Raw genomic sequence first — 20,586 nt, forward strand, 5'->3', positions numbered from 1 at the left:
TATTTTTCACCTGTTTGCTCGCAACCCGCATCTATCCATAACGAGAATAATCCGCTCCAAGCAAGAGCAGCTTGATTTTGACAGCGATTCTCTGGCTTCTTAACCCTTAGAACTTTTCACTGTCCAGTGGCAATGAAATACAATTGTTATAATAGGCATACGCAACAATGGGAGGGACGACGATGAACGAAGAAGCAAAATCTGCTGGATGGGATGCCATTGAACAGGCCATGTCCAGACTCTACGGAGATCAGGAGCCGAAACATTACGGCACGCTTATTCCATATATGCTGGGAGGACCCGATCCGCTCGACGGCATCAGCGCATACAAGGCGGAGCAGCCCTTTCCTCATTGGCATATTGTTACGTTCGGGTTTTCGGAGCTGTACGATAAAGAATCGGACGATGACCAGCAAAGCGGATACGGATTTGAACTGACCTTTCGGCTTGCGCGCGAGGAAACGGAGGAAGAACCTCCGGCCTGGGCGCTGAACCTGCTGCAAAATATGGGAAGATATGTTTTCAAGAGCGGGAACATCTTCCGGTCGGGCGATTACCTGGATGCCAACGGACCGATCTGCCTTGGATCCGATACAAAGCTGACGGCGCTGGCATTTGCCCAGGACCCCGAGCTTCCGGAAGCGGACACGCCGAACGGGCGGGTGCAGTTTCTGCAAATGGTCGGCATTACGGGCTGCGAACTCGAAGCGATGCAGACGTGGAATACGCTCGGCATGCTGAAGGCTTGCGAGGAGCACATGCCCCGTTACATAACGGATCTGACGCGAGGTTCCTTCATGCAGGAGCCTGCGATCACCGAAGCGGTGCAAAGAGGGATGGAACGGGACGGGTCTAGTACGGGCTTTTTATATGTGGATCAATTGGGCTGGGAGCCGGCCAAGAAGCGTTTGCTCGGCAAGACCCCGGCTGCGCTCAGGCTAGGGGCCAAGCAGGCCGGGATCGTCGGCAAACTGCTGGCAGGCCGCATTTTGAAAGGAAAATCGCTTTATATGACAGGTCCGGATATTCAGGTCGTTTTGGAGCCGGGGGAGAAAGCGGGCTTCGAAGAAGGGGAGGATGAGGTTCGTCTCAAGCTCGATGAGGCGAGCGCCGTCGAGTTATCTCGGAAGCTGCTGCCGAAGGAAGGCACGATTGTGTTGTCGTCCTTTAAAGGGATGACCATTCAAATCGTCAAAACCTATATTAAAGACCAGGACGGAAATGTCGTATCGATAATCGGCTAGCCAATGATGCCGTATAACAAGGAGAAGAATATGAGCCGTTATCCCATCGTCATTGAAGAATTTCATAATACACTTTTCAAGCTGAGAGGCATTACGGGTATCGAAAGCGGAGTCGAGAACCTGGAGCCGATCGATACGGACATGCTTGGGTACAGCGCGTGCGCCCATCTTCCCCACGCCGCCTTGCTGCGCACCGGCGGGGGGCTGAAGCAGGAAGTGCTGATCCAGTTTGAGCTTGCCTTCGACTATTCGCCGGATAGCTTGCAATCCCTAGAGTTTTTGGCCTGGTTTGTCAGGGATTGCGCGCGGGGCGGAACGAAAGTCCAGCTTAGGCCCTTTGCTCTTCCGCCGGAAACTCCCCTCGGAAGGCAGCTGGGAACGACGCTGAAATGGCATATGGACCTTTTTATCGATGGCATCGAAGAGAGCCTGGAGCCGGCCTTTGAAACGGTTCGCCGGCTTCATCATTCCATACAAACGGCGATCCAACTTTACAGTATCCCGCTGAAATGATCAGGAAGGCTTTTGGAATAAAACATGGGAGGAGCACCTGCCAAAAGAACAATTGTACCGGATTCGCCGGAAGCTGGAGCAAGCGGCCAAAGCCGATCCGGAGTGCAAAGTATTCGGTGCCAGGGTCATCGGTACAAGCCTTACCTTCCCGCTTGGTAGGAAGTTTGCTTGACCGCTCGCTCAAGGAAATGAGGAAAGGATTGGCCTAAAGTCATGAATTGGACGGAGATCAGTAAGGCGAAAGATTTTGAAGCGGTTCGCATGGCGGCCACAGAGCTCGACGTCAATGAACGGGACGAACGCGGCCGGACGCCGCTCATGCTGCTGTTGACGAATCACATGCCGGTCCAGGCCATTGATCTGCTCATCGAGCGGGGAGCCGACCTTGAGGCAGAGGACAAGCTTGGAGATACGGCACTGAAGAAAGCGGTCAAATTCCAGCAGAAGGAAGCGATCGTAAAGCTGATCGAGGCAGGCGCCAAGCTCGATTCGCCGCACGGCATTTTGGCTACGGCCTGGAATTTGGCTCGCGGCCGCAGCAAGGAGATCGCCGACCTGCTGTTGGGGACGACCGGAGCGGTCCGACTGACACTGACGGCTGAAGAGCAGGATACGCTGGACGATATCGTATATGAGCAATCCATACAGGCGATGTGCCGCAAAATCAGCCGGCCGGACTCCCCTGTCCTGCTGCATGCCGTCGTGAACAGCTACAATTGGGATAACGGCCCGGAGCCGATGCTCGCCGCATTCTGGAATCCGGCCTGCCCGGAAATTACGCTGCTGGATATGTACGACCTGCTGGATGGGGATTACTGGCTGGAGCATGACTTGGTGGAGCTTGAAGAGTCCGGGGAGAACACACGCTGGAGGGAGCTTGCCGATGGGCTGCAGGAAAGATTGAACCGATCCCGGAAGGAGTCATAAGGAAATGCGCAATGGCGCTGCAATGGCAGAATAGTTAAGTCAACTGAAGTCAGAATGTGACCGTGCTTCGGAATTCATCGGTATTTCGATTTATGCTCTGGAGGAGCTGGAACGCGAACAGATCGGCTACAGCATGGATGTTGAGGGCAATCGCTTGGTCTCGGATGAAGAAGGGGCCTGGCAGCCGGGATGGATCGTCATCGGCTGTGTCGAGCTCACCGGGGACCCGATCATTGTGGATACTCGCGAAGCCGGACAGCCTGTTGCCTGCCTTATGCACGGCATGGAGGAATGGGATGCGGGCAGCTATATCGCCGGCTCGATCGGACAATGCAAGGACGCAATAGCCAAGGTCAGGCTTTTGATGACATGCAAAGAACCGGAGCGGACGAATGTGCCCGTCGCCTGCGCCGATTTGGACGCTGTTGTCGCGGAGATTGCGGAGGCAGACGAATACGCCCATGCGGATGCCTGGAAAGCCCTGCTCGCACCGAGCTACCGATCCGCACGGCAACAGGAAGAGGCTTTGATCCGGAAAATCAAGTCGATGAGCGAGCAAGGAATGAAATTAAAGGACATTGCGGATGCCCTCCAAATCCCTTTGAAGCAGGCGTACAGCTATTTGAGACAAGCGAAAAACAAGGCGGACTAGGGCATTGAGCAGCTAATGATTGCAGCCAGGAATGCAACAAGGCCGGGAGGCATCGGGAAACTTTGGACTTGCTCGGCCCGATATGGAATGCGGACTTCAGGAACCCGGAAGATCCGGCGCTGTGGCCAACGTCCGAACATTATTTTCAAGCCATGAAGTTTGCAGGTTCAAAGCATGATGTCTACGGGCAATTGTCTTTTAGTCGAACCTACATCCAACGATTCCTTCTGGGCTGACAATGGGGATGGAACCGGACGTAATATGCTCGGCCAGATTATGTTGGAAGTTCGAATCGAACAGGAGGTCGCCGGATCGGGAAAAATTGCGGTTATTCGACTCTCGTTTCCCATAGCTTACAGTCTTATCCCCTGTTACATCATTTGGCTTAAAGTCTTGGCCTGAACATCTAACTTGCCAACGGCTTCACCAATGCGTGCAAACTCATCGAGTGCTTGCTGAATTTGGCTTTGACTATTGAGAATTGCTTTCTGAGAGGTCTTCGTTCCCTCACTGACTCTATCAACATGCTTGAAAATCTTCTCAACGGTGGCTTGAATTTCTAATGTTGCTTCTTGTACGTTATTCGCTAACTTCCTTACTTCGGTTGCTACAACATTAAAGCCGCGTCCATGATCCCCGGCGTGTGCCGCTTCAATTGCCGCATTTAAGGCGAGTAGATTGGTTTGCGATGCAAAATCCCTAATCGTCTGCACAATGCGATGAACAGCAAGGCTCTGTTGTTCCAAGTCTTGAAGATCATTCAAGTTACTCTCATTGTCGTTCACCACACGGTCAATTGCCAAGGCTACTTGTTGATTGCGTGATATGCCTTCTTCTGTACGTATAAGCAACTCTTCCGACATTTCTCGTAACTCGGTTGTTACTTGTACTGTGGCAGTTTCGCGTTCAGTTATGTCTGTTGCCACCTTCAGGGCTGCCACTACTTTACCATTCTCATCTTGAATTGGCATATACGTGGCTTCAAGATTAAGCATACTTCTGTCCTTAGTCACACGAACGATTTTCTCTTGAAATTTGTTACCCTTTCTAAGGTTATTCCACAACGACTCATACTCTGAACTGTTGACAAATTCTGCGGTACAAAATTGCCGATGGTGCATTCCTTCCAACTCGGACATTTGGTAGCCCATCGCATGAGCAAAATTCTCATTTGCCCAAAGTACTTCGCCCTGAATATTAAATTCAATCATCGCAAGCGATTGCTCCAGTGCGGCTAATACAGATTTTTCATTTAGCACTTGTGTTGTTTGTATTTTAAATGACATTTTACACTTCCTTGTCGAATTAATTGGGCAATATTCCTTTCCAATTTATTCTATAATAATTTCCGCGTGGTTAGAAGTTACAAACTTCGCTATTTTGTGTCAAATTTCGATTTTGTTAGTTAGAGGACAAATGTAACTCTTAACGTGCTTTCGGATCACATATTCTTATAACGAAGAGAGTTGAAGAGTAGGTAAATTATTAGCCATATTCAAAAAAGAGAATCCGAAGAATACGGAGGTACTGAGAAAGTCTTCCACAAAACCGCAGCGAAAAAAATCCCATCTTGAGTAAATTTAAATCGGCAAAATACATATCCATGATCTCTTTTACCATGAGATGCAGATTCAGCATTGATCCTGAGCTTCGTAAAATTCATTCCGACGAGATGATAGTCTATGATGTAGAGCTATCCGAATTTATTAAGGAATCGCGGTCTAAAAAACGTCAACAATGATATAATGAAAATTAAAGCAGGGAGGGGAGACAGGCGGATATGGACTTTGGTACAATAGACCAATTAAAAAGGGAATTAGATACGCTAAGGCCTTTACCGGCAGCCGCTCTTAGAAATCTGGAAGAGGTCTACCGTATAGAGTGGACTTACATCCAATGCCATTGAAGGAAATACACTAACCCTCCTTGAAACCAAGTTTGTTCTGGAAGAAGGTTTGACAATAGCCGGCAAAAAGCTGCGCGAGCATTTTGAGGTTATCAATCATTCAGAAGCCATTGATTATGTACAGGATATAGTACATAGAAATATAGAATTGACTGAGAGAGATATATTGGTGCGGTAAAGTGAGTAAGCTTCTTACAGATGACTTCGGTTTGATTCGAGGTTATCTGTTTTTTTATATTTTTTTACATTCATTTAACACAATTTGGATTTCCGTTTATACCCATTTGATATATTAACTTTGCTAGGCATAATTTCTGAAGGGGGAACTATATAAATATGAAACGAAATTGGATGATCGCAAGTCTCGCTTCCATCCTGATTTTATCGGCACCCGGAACTTCGCTGCACGCGGCTGGCAATGAAATAACGGCCAATGTCGCTGACGACGTGCAGTATACCTGGAATGGAACGGAAATGACGCCAGGTGCGCCGGCTGTGGATGTTAACGGGCGTCTATATATGCCGATTCGCGCACTTGCCGAGGTGCTCGGGAAATACGTGGATTGGGATGCGGCTTCGAAAAAAGTTATCCTGACGGACAAACCCCAGTTGCTCGGCAAATATGAACTGAAGGCGAAAGACTTGGCGGAAGGCATCAAAATGGGCGTTGGTTCTTCGTTGACTCATCTGCCCGGAGATCCTGATAACGTCTTCTATTCCACGGCAGACCGCGGGCCCAACGGTCAGGTGGAAGTGGACGGCGAAGAGCGCCGCACCTTCCCGCTCGCTTCCTACACGCCTTCGATTTACAAAATCCAGGTGAATGATGGCGAGATCAAGATTTTAGAGACCATCCCGCTTAAAGTGAACGGCGTCGACCCGGTGTCCAAGACGGCGAATATCACCGGTTTGCCGAATGTTGCTTCCCGGGACGAGGTCCCTTACGACACGGAAGCGAAAAATTTGCTTGGCTATGATCCGTACGGAGTGGATATTGAGGGAATAGGCTATAACCCGAATGACGATACATTCTGGATCTCGGAGGAATACGGCCCGAGTATCATACAGGTCAAACGCGACGGAACGATCCTGCAGCGCATCGTCCCCGCCGGGATGAAGGCGATGCTGGACTCTCCGGCCATCCCGTTGGTCGAATCGATTCCAGGAGTTTATCTGGATCGCCGCAAGAATCGCGGCATGGAGGCGCTCAGCATTACGCCGGACGGCAAGTGGATGTTCGCCGCAATGCAAAGCCCGCTCCGCAATCCGGATAAGAAGACGGACAATTCGCGGGCACTGCGGATTTTGAAGTTCGATTTGAGCACGCTGAAGGCAGTCGCCGAATACGCATATCTGACTGAAGACGCAGCTCAGTTTAAGGATCTGAAGCAGTCGGATATCGTGATTTCCGATCTGGTCGCCGTGAGCGAGCATACGCTGCTGATCGATGAACGCGATAAGAACGCCGGCGATGCCGCTCAGTTGAAGAAGATTTACTTGACGGACTTGAAGGGGGCCACCAATCTTCTCGGTAAATTTGACGACCCGAAACAGGCAGGCAAAACATTGGAGCAAATGACGGTGGCCGAAATGACCAAAGCCGGGATCAAGACGCCGGTAAAGAGTACCGTGCTCGATGCGGTGGAATTTGGTTTCCCGTATGAAAAAATCGAAGGCTTGTCTCTAGTGGGCGGCAATCTGCTGACGATTGTCAACGACAACGATTTTGGCGTAGGAAGTACGGAGCAAGGAAATGGGACGATCCTCTGGCAATTCAAACTTCCGTATTCGATCAAATAAGCAAATGTGCCCGCAAGTTTGGGGATGGATGTCCATTTTGATTTCACTGGATTCCGATACAGGGAAAAGCCGTACGGATTACGAACAGTTATATTATACCCTACAGTTTTAAAACACTTGTTAATTAAACAGGTGTTTTATTTTTTTTTCCAAAAAAAGGTTGACGATACTTTAATTAAATAATAATATTTCATTGAACGGTCGGTGAACATTATGGCAAATGATATGCTTTAGACCGCTTCAATAGGTTGGTTGTTGAATCGTTCGCTTAAAAAAGATTGGCAAATTGAAAGGAGGAACGTTTTAATGAGTCAGACTAATATTGAACGGCTGTTAAGTAGTGAAACTTCTATGCTGCACACAGAAGACAACGAATATAACCCTTTTTCCTGGTACAAAAGGATGAGGGAAACGTCTCCGGTCTATTTGGACCCCCATCAGGAAATCTGGAATGTGTTTTTGTATGACGATGTAAAAAGAGTTATTTCGGATAAAGACTATTTTTCCAGTAAACGAGATGATCCGCAATTGCTCTCGCGTACGGTTCTCAGCGCTGACCCGCCGGATCATACGCGTCTGCGCTCTCTGGTCAACAAGGCGTTCACTCCGAGGATGGTTGCCGATTGGGAACCGAGGATTCAAGCGATTGCTGACGACCTCTTGGAACAGGTAAGCGGACAACCGATGATTGAACTTGTCGAGCATTTTTCTTCTCCGTTACCCGTCATGGTTATCGCCGAGTTATTAGGGATTCCCTCAAGCGACCGAAAGCAATTTAAAGAATGGTCAAATTCGATTGTGATCGAAAGTTCCTCGCAAGAGGAGCTATCATATGCGATAAATAAGCGTAACAGAGCAATATCCGAGCTGCTGGAGTATTTTGATTCTGTAATTGAGGAAAAACGAAAAGATTTGAAAGAGGACATTATTTCCGTCTTGATTCAGGCAACAGAAAATGAAGGTAAGCTGGTTAAAGAAGAGCTCTTAGCTTTCTGTATCATTCTATTGGTTGCGGGAAACGAAACGACAACAAACCTGATCAGCAATGCCGTCTACACCTTCATGGAAAACAAGACGATCTGGGAAAAGGTAAAGCAAAATGCGGACCTCGTTCCGAATGTCATAGAAGAAGTGCTGCGCTATCGGTCGCCAGTAAGAGCATTGACACGAAAGGTAAAAGCGGAGACTACTATCGGAGGTCACGTTCTAAAACCGAACCACACGGTAATCGCCTGGATTGGGTCCGCGAACCGGGATGAGAAGAAGTTCAGTCACTCGGAGGATTTTGACTTCTCACGTGATCCGAACCCCCATCTTGCTTTTGGGAATGGAATCCATTTCTGCCTTGGCGCTCCGCTGGCCCGGCTGGAAGCGAAAATTGCTTTAACCAGACTTATCAACAGTTATTCGGATATTTCGTTTCAAGAGGGTTACAAGATTGATCCGATTAGAAGTCCATTTATATACGGTTTAAAAAGCTTGCCGATATTGGTGAATTGAAATAAATAAACCCGTTGACAATCACCGAAAAGACAGATAACATTTTCACTAAATATGAGGTGAATGGATAAAGATGGGTTCTACGGAAAAGGAAAGACTGACAAGCCGGGAGTTGCAAGCCGCTGAACGCAGACACCAGCTGCTGGAGGCTGCAAAGGAGCTTTTTGCCAATAAGGGGTTCCACAATACCTCAACGAAAGAAATCAACCGGACGATCGGAATGGCTGACGGACTCATCTATCATTACTTTCCGAAAGGGAAGCTCGAAATCCTTCATACGATCGTTCAGGAATCGACCAAAGGAAGACTTCAGAATATCGTAGAGGCGATCAAGGAAACTGACGATCAAATTCCGATTCGGGATAAGCTGCTCAATATCGCCAAGACAATCGCTGAGGATGCTCACCGTGACCGGAAGCTTCTTATCATATTGATACGGGAACAACCGTCGTTATTGGATAAACATTTGGAGTGGCTTCCGCAGGCGTTTGAGGCTATTATTTCCCATCTTTCCTCCCTGTTGGACAAGAGAGTTCTGAAGGGGGAACTTCGCCAGGTTAACTGCAGACTGATGGCCCGGCAGTTCCTCAGTACCATACAGAGTCTCATTATCGAACAGGGGTTTCTGGGTAATTCAAGCCGGGATCATTCCGAGTTTGATCGCGAGCTGACTGAAATGGTCGATTTTCTGCTGGAATGCTGGCGTTAAAGAACTTCCGCTCTGAAGATTAAGCATAACCGTATTTCGAAAAATGACCCGGCCAGGGATACTGCATCTCTGGCCGGGTTGTTTCGTCTACGGCGCAGCCGCTCCTGACTCCATCGAAAAAGGAGAGCGTACGGGTAAGGATGAAACTTGACAAAAGTATAATCTGGCGACTGTTTATTACCGATAATAATGTAATGTAACAAAGCGACACCTACGAAGGGAATTTTTGAACTTGAAGACTACGATAAAAACTGCTTTTCTGATCATACTGCCGTTTCTGTTGATTGCTTTGGCGTATATCTTTTTTACAAAGACGGACACGATGTCAAAATCGCAATTGGATATTGTAAGGATGTCTCCTTACGCGGTATTCTGCATCGGGGCTGCTATTTCCTGGAAATTCAATCATAGCCGGAAATTTTTCACGTTTATCCTCCTGACGCTGTGTTTGTCGTTCATTACGGGTTTGTCTCAGAGTTTGGGTCTATACATAAAAACCGAAGATGCCTATTCGATCATCTGTCTGGCGATCCCTGTCAACATCGGCCTGTTTTCCTTTTTTAAAGAACGGGGAATTTTAAGCTTGTGGGGGCTTAGCCGGTTAGGCTTTATTGCTGCTCAATTCATAGTTTCGTATTGGCTGATAGGCTCTGGACAAAGAGAGTTTCTCGATCTGATTAATAAAAACCTGGTACCCGTGAACCTTCATTCCATAACTTCAGTGCCGCAGATTCCGATCATAGCCTTTTTGATCACTTTCATCATATTGGTCTTCAGGCAAATTTCAGTGAAATCTTCGCAGGATATTTCCTTTATCGGCGTGCTGTTTGCGTTGTTTTATGTGCTGCACGATAATAGCCACCCTATGCTTTATCCCATATTTTTCGCCGTTTCAGGCGTTATACTCATCATTTCCATTCTTCAGGATTCGTACTTGATGGCATTTTCCGATGAACTCACAGGTCTGCCGTCCCGCCGGGCGCTTAAACAGGACATGATGAAATTGGGCTTTAACTATTCCATCGCTATGCTGGACATCGATTTCTTCAAAAAATTCAATGATACTTATGGACATGACACGGGAGATGACGTATTAAAGCTGGTGGCTTCGACGATCAAGGATGTGACGGGGGGAGGAAAATCCTTCCGCTACGGCGGAGAGGAATTCACGATTCTTTTTCCAGGTAAAAGCATAAGTGATGTCCTTCCTCATCTCGAAGAACTGCGTGAGAAAATTTCAAAGAAGGGTTTTACTTTGCGCAGCAAGGGCAAAACCCAAAACAAGCAGAAACGCAGAACTCAGAGCTCAAAACCGTCAAAACAAATTTACATCACCGTAAGTATCGGCGTTTCGCAAAGAAGCGAAAAGTGCAAAACACCGGATACGGTAATGAAGGCTGCCGACAAGGCTTTATACCGAGCGAAGAAGAAAGGGAGAAATTGCGTTAGTAAATAGAATGGATTGGCTGGGGGCGCAGCTTGCATGAGATTCGAGCTTAAGGGCTGGGCGATTCGTTCGGGGAGGCAGATGGCTTGCCTCTCTTTTTGTTGGTCAGGTAGACCCCGAAGATGACAAGCAGTCCGCCGACCAGTTGGGGAACCGTGATTGTCTCTCCAAGCAGCAGGCTGAGTATGGCCGTAAAGACGGCAATTAAGTTCAGAAAAATACCTGCATGGCTCGCGCCGACTTGGCGGATCGCGCTGTTCCAGAAGACGAACGAGCAAACCGACGGGAAGAGAGCGATATAAACGATTCCGATTGCAGCCTGCGTGCCGAGCCGAAATGAAAAACCGGATGCCAGAAAAAAGGGGGCCAGCACAGTTAGCCCCAGCGTGGCAGACACCGCGGTTCCGGCGATTGGCGGCACGTGTTTCATTTTTCGTCCAAGCAAGGTGTAGAAGGACCAAACGGTAATGGCTAGCAGCATCATCAGCTCGCCCCAATTATAATGAATTTGAAAAATTTGCAGCAGATGCCCGCGAGTCAGCACCAGCAGCACCCCGATCAGGGAAATGGCGATCCCAAAGCTGTTCAGAAGGGAAAGCTTCTCTTTCAGCAGCCAAAATGCAAGAATGGCGATCATGGCGGGATTGATCGCATTAACAAGCGCCGCCTCCAGCGACGTCGTAAAGCGAAGCGCTTCATAGAGAAGAAGGTTATATCCGATTATACCGAGCAGGGAGAGAAGCAGCAGCATTTTCCACTCTTTCCAGACGCTTTTCCACTGTGGTTGTTCAAGCCACTGGGCCAAAGGGAACAACAAAAGAATGGCGATCAGCCACCGAGTGAACGTCATTTGAACGGGGGTCATCTCGGCGACGACATATTTGCCAAACACGTAATTCCCTGCCCAGAACAAGTTGGCAAGAACGAGCAGAGCGAGTACCGGGTATTTTTTCATTATGCAGTCCTTCTTTCCTGGGTTATGCAATTTCAAGAATGAAATAACGTTGTTTATCTATTTTCGACCTAGTAGCAAGTATAGATAAACGATGATTAGAGATCAATATTCGATATTCTTTTGTATTGAAATAGTGTTCCAAATTAGTTTTTAAGTCCTAGATTTTATGTAAAAAACCGCAGATCATTGCGGTTTTTGTGTTATTATTGAATTAATTGAAAATTAGTATAGGTCAGTAGAATCAATATGCTTACACGAAAAACATATGTTCGGTGACAACTTGCTGTATCTTGACTCTTTTATAATTGTTTCCATAGGTCTTTACTACCCTAGTAGGAAGGGAGCAATGAAATGAACTATATTGCCCACATCCGTGAAAATGATCGGAAGGAACAAACCGTGGAGGAACATCTGCTGGGCGTCAAAGCTTTGGCAGAAGCATTCGGAGCAAAAATAAATCTCCTGCACATGGCCGGACTGGCTGGTATGCTCCATGATATGGGGAAGTATACGGATGCTTTCAGAAATTACATATTGGAAGCCGTGAACAATCCGGGTTCTCCTCCAAAGAGAGGAAGCGTCGATCATTCGACTGCAGGCGGAAGATTACTTTATCGTCGTTATCATCAGAAGGCTGTAACCTATGAAGACAAGGTGACGGCAGAATGGATCGCCAATTGTATTATTTCTCATCATCAAGGATTAAGGGACTTTTTCGGCCCTGACTGGACATCGCCTTTTCTGGAACGGGTAGCGCAGAGGGAGCTTAAGGAATACGATCAGGCTGTAACTGCTTTTTTCGAAAATATACCGGAGGAAGAAATCGACCGCTATTTTTCAAGCGCCAAAGCGGAACTGAGACATGTTCTGGGTGTCATCCAACAGCATCGCCTGCCTCCCATTGTCGCTTCGCTGGCTATCAAATACATATTCAGCTGCTTGATTGATGCGGATCGTACGAATACGCGCCAGTTTGAAGAGGAGGAAGAAACGGAGCGGAGAAGCGACAGCCTGCCTTTTTTTCACAGAAGCTACGAAAAATTAATGGAAGTGATCGCAGCGTTTGATGATGCAGAGGATGCCGATCATCCCATCAACCGTTTAAGAAGCGAGATGTCCCGGCAGTGCGAAGCGTTTGCGCTACGACCTTCTGGAATATTCACATTATCCATTCCAACAGGAGGAGGAAAAACGCTCGCAAGTTTGCGATATGCTCTCAAGCATGCGCTGGAGTACGGAAAAGAGCGAATTATCTACATTGTTCCTTATACAACGATCATTGAGCAGAATGCGAAGGAAATTCGGGACATTTTACAGGATAACGATATGATTTTGGAACATCATTCCAATGTGGTCGAGGAGATAGATCCGAAGGACGACAGTTATGATATTCGCAGGAAGAAACTCAAGCTAGCCAAAGATCACTGGGACCGACCGCTCATTTTTACAACAATGGTGCAGTTTTTAAATACGTTTTACGCTAAAGGAACCCGAAATGTACGGAGATTACACCAGTTATCGAATGCCGTCATCATTTTTGATGAAGTTCAATCTGTACCTCCTAAGTGCGTCTCTCTATTTAACGCTGCGTTGAATTTTTTACATTTTCTTGGCCGTTCAAGTTTAGTGCTTTGTACGGCAACGCAACCGGCGCTTGATTTTGTCAAATATAACCTCCATCTCCCGGAACAGGCGGAAATGATTGAGAATTTGGACGAAGTAGGTAAAGCATTCAAGCGAGTGGAGCTTATCGACTGTACAACTCCATCGGGATGGGAAACGGAACAACTGACGTCCTTTATCCAGGAGAAGATGCTGGAAGTGAACAGCGTACTGGTTATTTTGAATACGAAATCAGCAGCACGCAAATTGTTTGTCCAATTGAACAAAGAGGAGTGGACCTCTGAAAGCGGCGTAAGACTGTTTCATTTGAGCACCAATATGTGCGCAGCTCACAGGAAAGAGGTGCTGTCGGAGGTGAACCAAGCGCTTGAGGCAAAAGAACGGGTCGTTTGTGTCAGCACTCAGCTTATTGAAGCCGGGGTGAACATCAGCTTCGCATGCGTCGTTCGTTCCCTTGCTGGGCTGGACTCCATTGCGCAAGCAGCGGGCAGATGCAACCGTCATGGTAAAGATCCGCTGCGCCAGGTGTATATCGTTAAATCCGCCGATGAGAACCTGATGCGGTTGCCGGAAATTAAGATTGGAGCGGAAAAAACGGAACGGCTGCTAAGAGAGTTTCAAAAGAAGCCGGAACTGCTCGGTCATGATTTGTTGTCGGCGACGGCGATGGAACTCTACTTCAAATACTACTACGAGCACATTAAGGAAGAGCTAAATTATCGTATTCCCAAGCTCGGAAAGAACTTGTTTGATTTGCTGGATAGAAATAAAGATTTATTTGCGTCTTATGGGAATAAGCACGGAAAAAATTCTGGTATTTTGAGTCGTCCAGCTTTTGCTACCGCGGAGCAGTATTTTGAAGTTATAAATAATGCTGCCACGTCGGTGCTTGTGCCTTTCAACACAGAGGCGGAGAGCTTGATACTGGCATTGAACGGAGATCTGGAAATCCGGGAATTAGGTGATCTGATGCGGAAGCTGCAGCCATATGTGGTCAATGTCTATGATCATGAATTGAAGAAGCTGGAGAAGAACGGGGACATTTATCCACTACTTAACGGTCATGTTCTGACATTGCGCGAAACGGCTTATTCCAAGGAATTTGGGGTTGAATCGGAAGGAGAAGGCGAATGGCGGGTAGCGATGATATAGGGAGAAAACCCGCTTATAGCGGGTTCTCCAATCATGCAAATGATGATTTATAATTTTCAATCCACGCTTTACAGCGACAAAATGAGTTTAACACAGACAAATTGCTACAAGCAATTTTATCATACCAGTTGTATTAATTTGGAAGAGGTATTATAATTTATGTGTATCTGATGAAAATTAAATAATGATATATAAGAAAGGAGGTAGTGCCGGTGAGAAATCAAATTGAGTTTGAAGTAAGTGGCAAGTATGCGCTCTTCACGGATCCTTTAACTAAAATCGGAGGAGAAAAATTTACATACCAAATTCCTTCGTATCAGTCTCTGAAAGGGATTGTCGAATCAGTTTACTGGAAACCTACCATAATTTGGTATATCGATGAATTGAGAGTGATGAATTCGATTCAGACCGAGTCCAAAGGCATCCGCCCCATCGAGTATAACGGCGGGAACACACTAGCTTATTACACCTATTTGAAAGACGTAAAATATCGGGTCCGCTGTCATTTTGAATTTAACCCTTATCGTGAAGATCTGATCGCTGACCGTAACGAAAATAAGCATCATAACATTGCGAAACGGGCAGTGCAGGCGGGAGGACGGAGGGATATTTTTTTAGGAACTCGCGAATGTCAAGGCTATGTGGAACCGACTGTATTTGGAGAGGGAAGGGGCTTTTACGATGACACTCCGGAAATTGATTTCGGCATAATGGTTCATGGCATAAATTATCCGGATGAAACTGGAAAGCCGGAGATGGAGACTCGTTTATGGCGAGCAAAGATGGAGTACGGGATAATCCGCTTTATCCGTCCGGAGGAATGTACAATAGTTCGTAAAACAGGCGAGGGTGCTATCAAGCCGTTTACTTCCAGCAATATGCAGTTTGTGGACAACTTATATGCGGATTTATTCGGGGAGGAGGACAGCGAATGACCTGGTTGGGTAATCTGTACAAAACTTATGAGAACAATTCCCGTTTCATTGGACAGTTTGAGAAAAAGAAAAACGACCGCGAATACGCTTTGATTCCCGTTTCGCATACGACACAAAGCGCCCACATTGAAGTGAATCTGGACGGGCAGGGGAACTTTGTTTCGGCCAAGGTCGTTGACAAGAGCGAGGCGAATACGATTATTCCCTGTACGGAAGCTTCCGCCAGCAGGACAAGCGCTCCGGTCCCCTATCCTCTGTTTGACAAACTCGTTTATGTAGCTGGCGATTTTACCAGCTATTACGGGAAGGTGAAAGGGAACCCGCATGCGGATTATATGGAGCAACTCGGGTCCTGGTGCGAATCTCCCGCCGCCCATCCGAAGGTGAAGAGTGTTTATGCATATCTTGCTAAAGGAACGCTAATGGGCGATTTGATCCGGGAAAAAGTGCTTTGGGCAGATGAACGGGGCAGATTGATTGATAAGTGGACGCCGGCGCTAGAACAAAAATATGGGGAAAAGCCGGATATTTTTAAAGTGATGGCCTCGGATCAAAGCGCCGCGTTTGTCCGGTTTTCCGTACAAGTGCCAGGTGAAGCGGAAGCGCGCCTATGGCGCGATTCGTCAGTACAGCAGTCGTTCATTCATTTTTATGAAATGAAGCTGAAGGAGAAGGATTTGTGCTACGTAACTGGAGAATATCTACCCTATGCTGGTAAACATGCGTCCCGAATCCGAAACTCTGCAGACAAATCCAAGCTAATCTCAGCCAACGACACGAGCGGTTTTACGTTTCGAGGCCGCTTCCGCAACAGCCGGGATGCGGCGGCGGTCAGTTACGAAGTGTCTCAGAAAGGCCATAATGCGTTGAAATGGCTGATCGATCGGCAGGGCTTTACAATCGACGGTAAAGTTTTTCTCGTATGGGGGACAGAAAGCTTGGATCTTCCCGACCCTTTCGGCGATACTTTCACATTATATCGGGATGAAGACGAAGCTGAGCAGGTTTCCGGAGATGCGACGCATAGAGAGTATGCGGGCCAGATCCGGCGCGCTTTTGGCGGTTATAGGTATGACGATGACTACCGTTCTGATGTCATCATCATGGTACTGGACGCAGCAACGCCGGGACGGCTGTCCATTATGTACTATCTGGAGCTGAACAAGCAACTGTTCCTGGACCGGCTGCAGAATTGGCACGAAACCTGCTGCTGGCAGCATCGTTACCGGAAAAATGAAGAAAAACGTTTCGTTTCGTTTATCGGGGCGCCGGCAACACGCGATATAGCCTTTGCTGCATACGGTCCACGAGCGAGCGATAAAATCGTCAAAAATCTGATGGAAAGGATGCTTCCGTCGATTGTCGATGGACGCAAAATCCCGCTCGACATTGTACGAAGCGCCATCAGCCGAGCTTCCAATCCCGTAGGGATGGATGATTTGGAATGGGAAAAAACACTTAGCATCACCTGCGCGCTAGTGAACAAAACCTATGAGAAGGAGGACTATCAAGTGAGTTTGGACGTCCACAATTCAGACCGCGATTACTTGTTCGGGAGAATGCTGGCGATTGCCGACGTATTGGAAAGAAAGGCGCTTGGCAAGGAGGAGAAGCGGGCTACGAATGCTATTCGCTATATGAACGCTTTTGCGCAGCATCCGGCTCGAACCTGGTCTATAATCCAGTCGAACCTTCAGCCTTATCAGGCAAAAATGGGAACGATGGATGGAATCATTAATTATTGCAATCGATTGCTCAATGAGGTTGGCGCAAAGCTGAAACCCGAGGATTTTTCAGACAGATCGTTAAGCGGATTGTATCTGCTCGGATTTTATAGTCAGCGAAATGACTTGTATACCAGTAAGAAAGATAAAGAGGTTGCAGAGAACGAAAATGAAAATACTCAACAAGGAGAGATGTAAAATGAGCATACTCGATCACAAAATTGATTTTGCCGTAGTTCTGGCCGTCCACAATGCCAACCCGAATGGAGACCCGTTGAACGGCAATCGTCCGCGTCAAAACTATGAGGGACACGGTGAAATCTCCGACGTTTGTATTAAAAGAAAAATTCGCAATCGCCTTCAGGATATGGGCGAGCCGATTCTCGTACAGTCCGATGAGAGACGGAGCGACGCTTTTCGCAGCATTAAGGATCGAGTGGATGCAAATGCGGAAGTGCAAGAATTTGCTAAAGGGAAGAAGCAAAATAATGAATTGTACGCCGAGGCGGCTTGCAAGGCATGGATGGACGTGCGCAGCTTTGGACAAGTCTTTGCTTTTGGCAGCTCGGATGCATCCAGCGGCGTATCCATCGGAGTTCGCGGGCCAGTATCCATTCATACCGCTGTAAGCATCGACCCTATTGATATTTCCAGCATGCAGATTACCAAAAGCGTCAATGCGGTCACGCCAAAAGATCCGAACAAGAAAAGCTCGGATACCATGGGAATGAAGCATCGGGTAGATTTCGGACTTTATGTTTTTTATGGCAGCATCAACACCCAATTGGCCGAAAAAACCGGCTTCACAAACGAAGATGCGGACAAAATCAAACAGGCTCTAGTTACGTTGTTCGAAAATGATGCCTCTGCAGCCAGACCAGATGGGAGCATGGAGGTTCATAAAGCATATTGGTGGGAACACTCTTCCAAACTGGGGCAATATTCTTCGGCCAAAGTACACCGGTCTCTTTCGGTAAAATCAAAAGTGGAAGAACCTAAATCTTTTGATGATTATTCCATTGAATTAACGAAGCTTGAAGGATTAAAGGTTGAGATTGTAGATGGCCTTTAATGAAAATGATGATGACGATTATTTAATGTTATCGGGAATTCAGCATTTTCAATTTTGCAAGCGTCAGTGGGCACTGATCCACATTGAACAGCAATGGGAGGAAAATGTCAGAACGGTCGAGGGACAGCACCTTCACCGGAAAGCGGGAGAAGCGAGGGGATAAGCTTATCGTTCGGGCAATGCCCGTGAAGTCTGAGGAACTTAAAATAACAGGCATTTGTGATGTCGTCGAGTTTGTAAGGGACGAGCATGGTGTTGAAATCAATGGTGCCGACGGGAAATATGCAGCTTATCCGGTCGAATACAAAAGGGGAAAACCCAAGCTGGACGATGCGGATCTATTGCAGCTAGCGGCTCAAGCTATTTGTTTGGAAGAAATGCTGCTGTGCGATGTCAACGCTGGCTATATGTTTTACAATGAAATTAAACATCGGGTTGAAGTACCCCTGACGCTTACGATTAAGAATAAGGTGAAATTGATTATTGCGGAAATGCAGGATTACTACAAGCGCAGATATACACCAAAGGTGAAGACCGGTTCCTTTTGCAATAGTTGTTCTCTTCATTCGATTTGTTTGCCGGAGCTGATGAATAAACGGAGCGTAAAAAGTTATGTCGAAGGGAAAATAAGGGAATGAAGAAGCTATTAAATACCCTGTTTGTCACCAACCGGATACGTACTTATCGCTTGACGGGGAGAATATCGTTGTCAAACATGAAGACGACATTATGGCTCGCTACCCGCTGCACAATTTGGAAGCCGTATGCACGTTCGGTTATACAGGGGCAAGCCCTGCCCTGATGGGAGCTTGCGCGGAGCGCAATATCTCCTTGACCTTTATGACGCGAACCGGACGATTTCTTGCAAGAGTAATTGGCGAGAGCAGAGGGAATGTAGTGCTTCGCAAGGAGCAGTACCGGATATCGGATAACGAGGCCAAAAGCGCTCTTGTCGCAAGAAACTTCATTTTGGGGAAATTGTACAACAGCAAGTGGATTCTTGAGCGTGCCGCCAGGGATCACTCCCTTCGCCTTGATGTCACACGAATTAAGCAGATCACGGCCTCATTGTCCGAGACGATGAAATTGGTTCGGGACGTGGAGGATCTGGATATTTTGAGGGGGCTGGAAGGAGCGGCAGCGGTTCAATATTACTCGGTTTTTGATGATTTGATTTTGCAGCAGAAAGACGATTTCTTCTTTCATGGACGCAATAAACGTCCGCCTCTTGACAAAGTTAATGCCTTGCTGTCATTCGTCTATACGCTGTTGTCCAATGATGTGAAAGCCGCCCTGGAGTCGGTCGGCATCGATGCCTATGTAGGATTCCTGCACAGGGATCGGCCGGGGCGGGCTTCGCTCGCTCTGGATGTCATGGAAGAGCTTAGGGGAGTTTTCGCAGATCGATTCGTGCTTTCAATGATTAATAAACGGCTTATTCAATCTAAAGGCTTCTATAAGAAAGAGAATGGTGCCGTCATCATGGATGAAGAGACAAGAAGACAAGTCTTAAAGGCATGGCAAGAACGCAAACAAGAGAAGATCATGCATCCTTATCTGAATGAAAAAATATCCTGGGGACTTGTCCCCTATGCGCAAGCATTGCTCCTGGCGAGATATATTAGAGGCGATTTGGATGAGTATCCGCCATTTATGTGGAAGTAGGTGTTAGCTTGTTAGTCCTTGTTACTTATGATGTAAGCACGACAAGCAGGGAGGGCAGAAGACGGCTGACCCAAGTGTCCAAGAAGTGTTTGGATTACGGTCAACGGGTTCAAAACTCAGTCTTTGAATGTATTCTTGATACGACCCAGTTTCGCCGTTTAAAATATGAGTTGGAAGAATTGATCGACAAAAACACGGACAGTTTGCGCTTCTATAATCTGGGGGACAAGCATAAGACCAAAGTCGAACATATTGGAGTAAAAGCGTCCTACGATATGGAAGGTCCTTTGATTCTCTAAAATGTGAAAATGTGGATGGAAGAAGGTGCGAACCGCAAGCTCCCACGATTTCCCCGGTTCCTTCGCACCTCGAATATTGTCGAAAATTGACTTTTTTATCATGCTTCTAAAAAAGTCAATGATTCACTCATGCTTTTTTTGCAAGATTTATAGCGAGAAGGTGCCAAATTAATACCAATACCGGATTAATTGGGCACTTTTTCGCCGTCGCACTCCATGTGAGAGCGTGGATTGAAATTATACCGAAAAATTGCTTATCTTGAGGTATATAAGGTCGCACTCCATGTGAGTGCGTGGATTGAAAGGTGTTTATCCCCGAAGTAACAACAGCAGCAAATCTAGTCGCACTCCATGTGAGTGCGTGGATTGAAAGTGTTTATCCCCGAAGTAACAACAGCAGCAAATCTAGTCGCACTCCATGTGAGTGCGTGGATTGAAATCCAAATGAGGGCGTGATCGAAGT

General features: G+C 47.1%; 15 protein-coding genes, 3 pseudogenes and 1 CRISPR repeat array (1 of these 19 only partly in view). Of the genes and pseudogenes, 16 read left to right on the plus strand and 2 right to left on the minus strand.

Annotation, left to right across the window (positions count from 1 at the left end; genetic code table 11):
• Window positions 1-182 precede the first annotated feature (182 nt).
• The 4 genes from K7397_RS05015 to K7397_RS05030 all read left to right on the plus strand — a co-directional run bounded on the left by K7397_RS05015 (window position 183) and on the right by K7397_RS05030 (window position 3,336).
• A complete protein-coding gene (locus K7397_RS05015) occupies window positions 183-1,244 on the plus strand; it encodes a suppressor of fused domain protein (protein ID WP_223066855.1) in 1,062 nt (353 codons plus the stop codon).
• A 30-nt stretch (window positions 1,245-1,274) separates the two neighbouring features.
• A complete protein-coding gene (locus K7397_RS05020; RefSeq protein WP_223066856.1) occupies window positions 1,275-1,757 on the plus strand; it encodes a hypothetical protein in 483 nt (160 codons plus the stop codon).
• 213 nt (window positions 1,758-1,970) lie between these two features.
• The gene (locus K7397_RS05025; RefSeq protein ID WP_223066857.1) at window positions 1,971-2,684 is read left to right on the plus strand and encodes a DUF4274 domain-containing protein; all 714 of its coding nucleotides are present in this window, start codon (window positions 1,971-1,973) and stop codon (window positions 2,682-2,684) included.
• A gap of 133 nt (window positions 2,685-2,817) precedes the next feature.
• Window positions 2,818-3,336, plus strand: coding sequence for a MalT transcriptional regulator family protein (locus K7397_RS05030; protein ID WP_223066858.1), 519 nt, complete (start codon window positions 2,818-2,820; stop codon window positions 3,334-3,336).
• Between the two features lie 371 nt (window positions 3,337-3,707).
• On the opposite strand, the gene K7397_RS05035 is transcribed toward K7397_RS05030, so the two are convergent.
• On the minus strand, window positions 3,708-4,622 hold the full coding sequence (locus tag K7397_RS05035) for a methyl-accepting chemotaxis protein (RefSeq protein ID WP_223066859.1): 915 nt from the start codon (window positions 4,620-4,622) through the stop codon (window positions 3,708-3,710).
• A gap of 494 nt (window positions 4,623-5,116) precedes the next feature.
• Between K7397_RS05035 and K7397_RS21305 the strand changes: the two are divergent.
• The 5 genes and pseudogenes from K7397_RS21305 to K7397_RS05055 all read left to right on the plus strand — a co-directional run.
• Window positions 5,117-5,399: pseudogene (locus K7397_RS21305) on the plus strand (Fic family protein); the annotation flags it as partial.
• 179 nt (window positions 5,400-5,578) lie between these two features.
• Complete coding sequence (locus tag K7397_RS05040; RefSeq protein WP_223066860.1) at window positions 5,579-7,042, plus strand: esterase-like activity of phytase family protein; 1,464 nt, start codon at window positions 5,579-5,581, stop codon at window positions 7,040-7,042.
• A 255-nt stretch (window positions 7,043-7,297) separates the two neighbouring features.
• Window positions 7,298-8,542, plus strand: a complete 1,245-nt coding sequence (locus tag K7397_RS05045; protein ID WP_223066861.1) for a cytochrome P450 — start codon at window positions 7,298-7,300, stop codon at window positions 8,540-8,542.
• Between the two features lie 73 nt (window positions 8,543-8,615).
• Window positions 8,616-9,251, plus strand: a complete 636-nt coding sequence (locus tag K7397_RS05050) for a TetR/AcrR family transcriptional regulator (RefSeq protein WP_223066862.1) — start codon at window positions 8,616-8,618, stop codon at window positions 9,249-9,251.
• Between the two features lie 448 nt (window positions 9,252-9,699).
• Window positions 9,700-10,707: a GGDEF domain-containing protein gene (locus tag K7397_RS05055; protein WP_223066863.1), complete on the plus strand. Its 1,008-nt coding sequence runs from the start codon at window positions 9,700-9,702 to the stop codon at window positions 10,705-10,707.
• 40 nt (window positions 10,708-10,747) lie between these two features.
• Here K7397_RS05055 and K7397_RS05060 read toward each other — a convergent pair whose 3' ends face one another.
• Window positions 10,748-11,653, minus strand: coding sequence for a DMT family transporter (locus tag K7397_RS05060; protein WP_223066864.1), 906 nt, complete (start codon window positions 11,651-11,653; stop codon window positions 10,748-10,750).
• A gap of 351 nt (window positions 11,654-12,004) precedes the next feature.
• On the opposite strand from K7397_RS05060, the gene cas3 reads away from it, so the two are divergent.
• From cas3 to cas2, 7 genes and pseudogenes are all read left to right on the plus strand, one after another.
• Complete coding sequence (gene cas3 / locus K7397_RS05065; RefSeq protein ID WP_223066865.1) at window positions 12,005-14,428, plus strand: CRISPR-associated helicase Cas3'; 2,424 nt, start codon at window positions 12,005-12,007, stop codon at window positions 14,426-14,428.
• 212 nt (window positions 14,429-14,640) lie between these two features.
• Window positions 14,641-15,363: a type I-C CRISPR-associated protein Cas5c gene (gene cas5c / locus K7397_RS05070; RefSeq protein WP_223066866.1), complete on the plus strand. Its 723-nt coding sequence runs from the start codon at window positions 14,641-14,643 to the stop codon at window positions 15,361-15,363.
• Window positions 15,360-17,285 carry a type I-C CRISPR-associated protein Cas8c/Csd1 gene (cas8c, locus tag K7397_RS05075; RefSeq protein ID WP_223066867.1) on the plus strand — a complete coding sequence of 642 codons (1,926 nt, stop codon included), beginning with the start codon at window positions 15,360-15,362 and terminating at the stop codon, window positions 17,283-17,285. The genes cas5c and cas8c overlap by 4 nt, the downstream gene beginning before the upstream one ends.
• 1 nt (window position 17,286) lies before the next feature.
• On the plus strand, window positions 17,287-18,159 hold the full coding sequence (gene cas7c, locus K7397_RS05080) for a type I-C CRISPR-associated protein Cas7/Csd2 (RefSeq protein ID WP_223066868.1): 873 nt from the start codon (window positions 17,287-17,289) through the stop codon (window positions 18,157-18,159).
• Window positions 18,149-18,797 (plus strand): annotated as a pseudogene (gene cas4 / locus K7397_RS05085) (CRISPR-associated protein Cas4). Before cas7c ends, cas4 begins: the two are co-directional and overlap by 11 nt.
• Window positions 18,794-19,824: pseudogene (gene cas1c / locus K7397_RS05090) on the plus strand (type I-C CRISPR-associated endonuclease Cas1c). Before cas4 ends, cas1c begins: the two co-directional pseudogenes overlap by 4 nt.
• 8 nt (window positions 19,825-19,832) lie before the next feature.
• Window positions 19,833-20,123 (plus strand): CRISPR-associated endonuclease Cas2, encoded by a 291-nt coding sequence (cas2, locus tag K7397_RS05095; protein WP_223066869.1) that lies wholly within the window; start codon window positions 19,833-19,835, stop codon window positions 20,121-20,123.
• A gap of 206 nt (window positions 20,124-20,329) precedes the next feature.
• A CRISPR array of direct repeats spans window positions 20,330-20,586; the repeat unit is 32 nt; unit sequence GTCGCACTCCATGTGAGTGCGTGGATTGAAAT (it continues 1,303 nt past the right edge of the window).

The sequence above is a fragment of the Paenibacillus caui genome (assembly GCF_019904135.1).
In the GTDB taxonomy this organism is placed as follows: domain Bacteria; phylum Bacillota; class Bacilli; order Paenibacillales; family Paenibacillaceae; genus Fontibacillus; species Fontibacillus caui.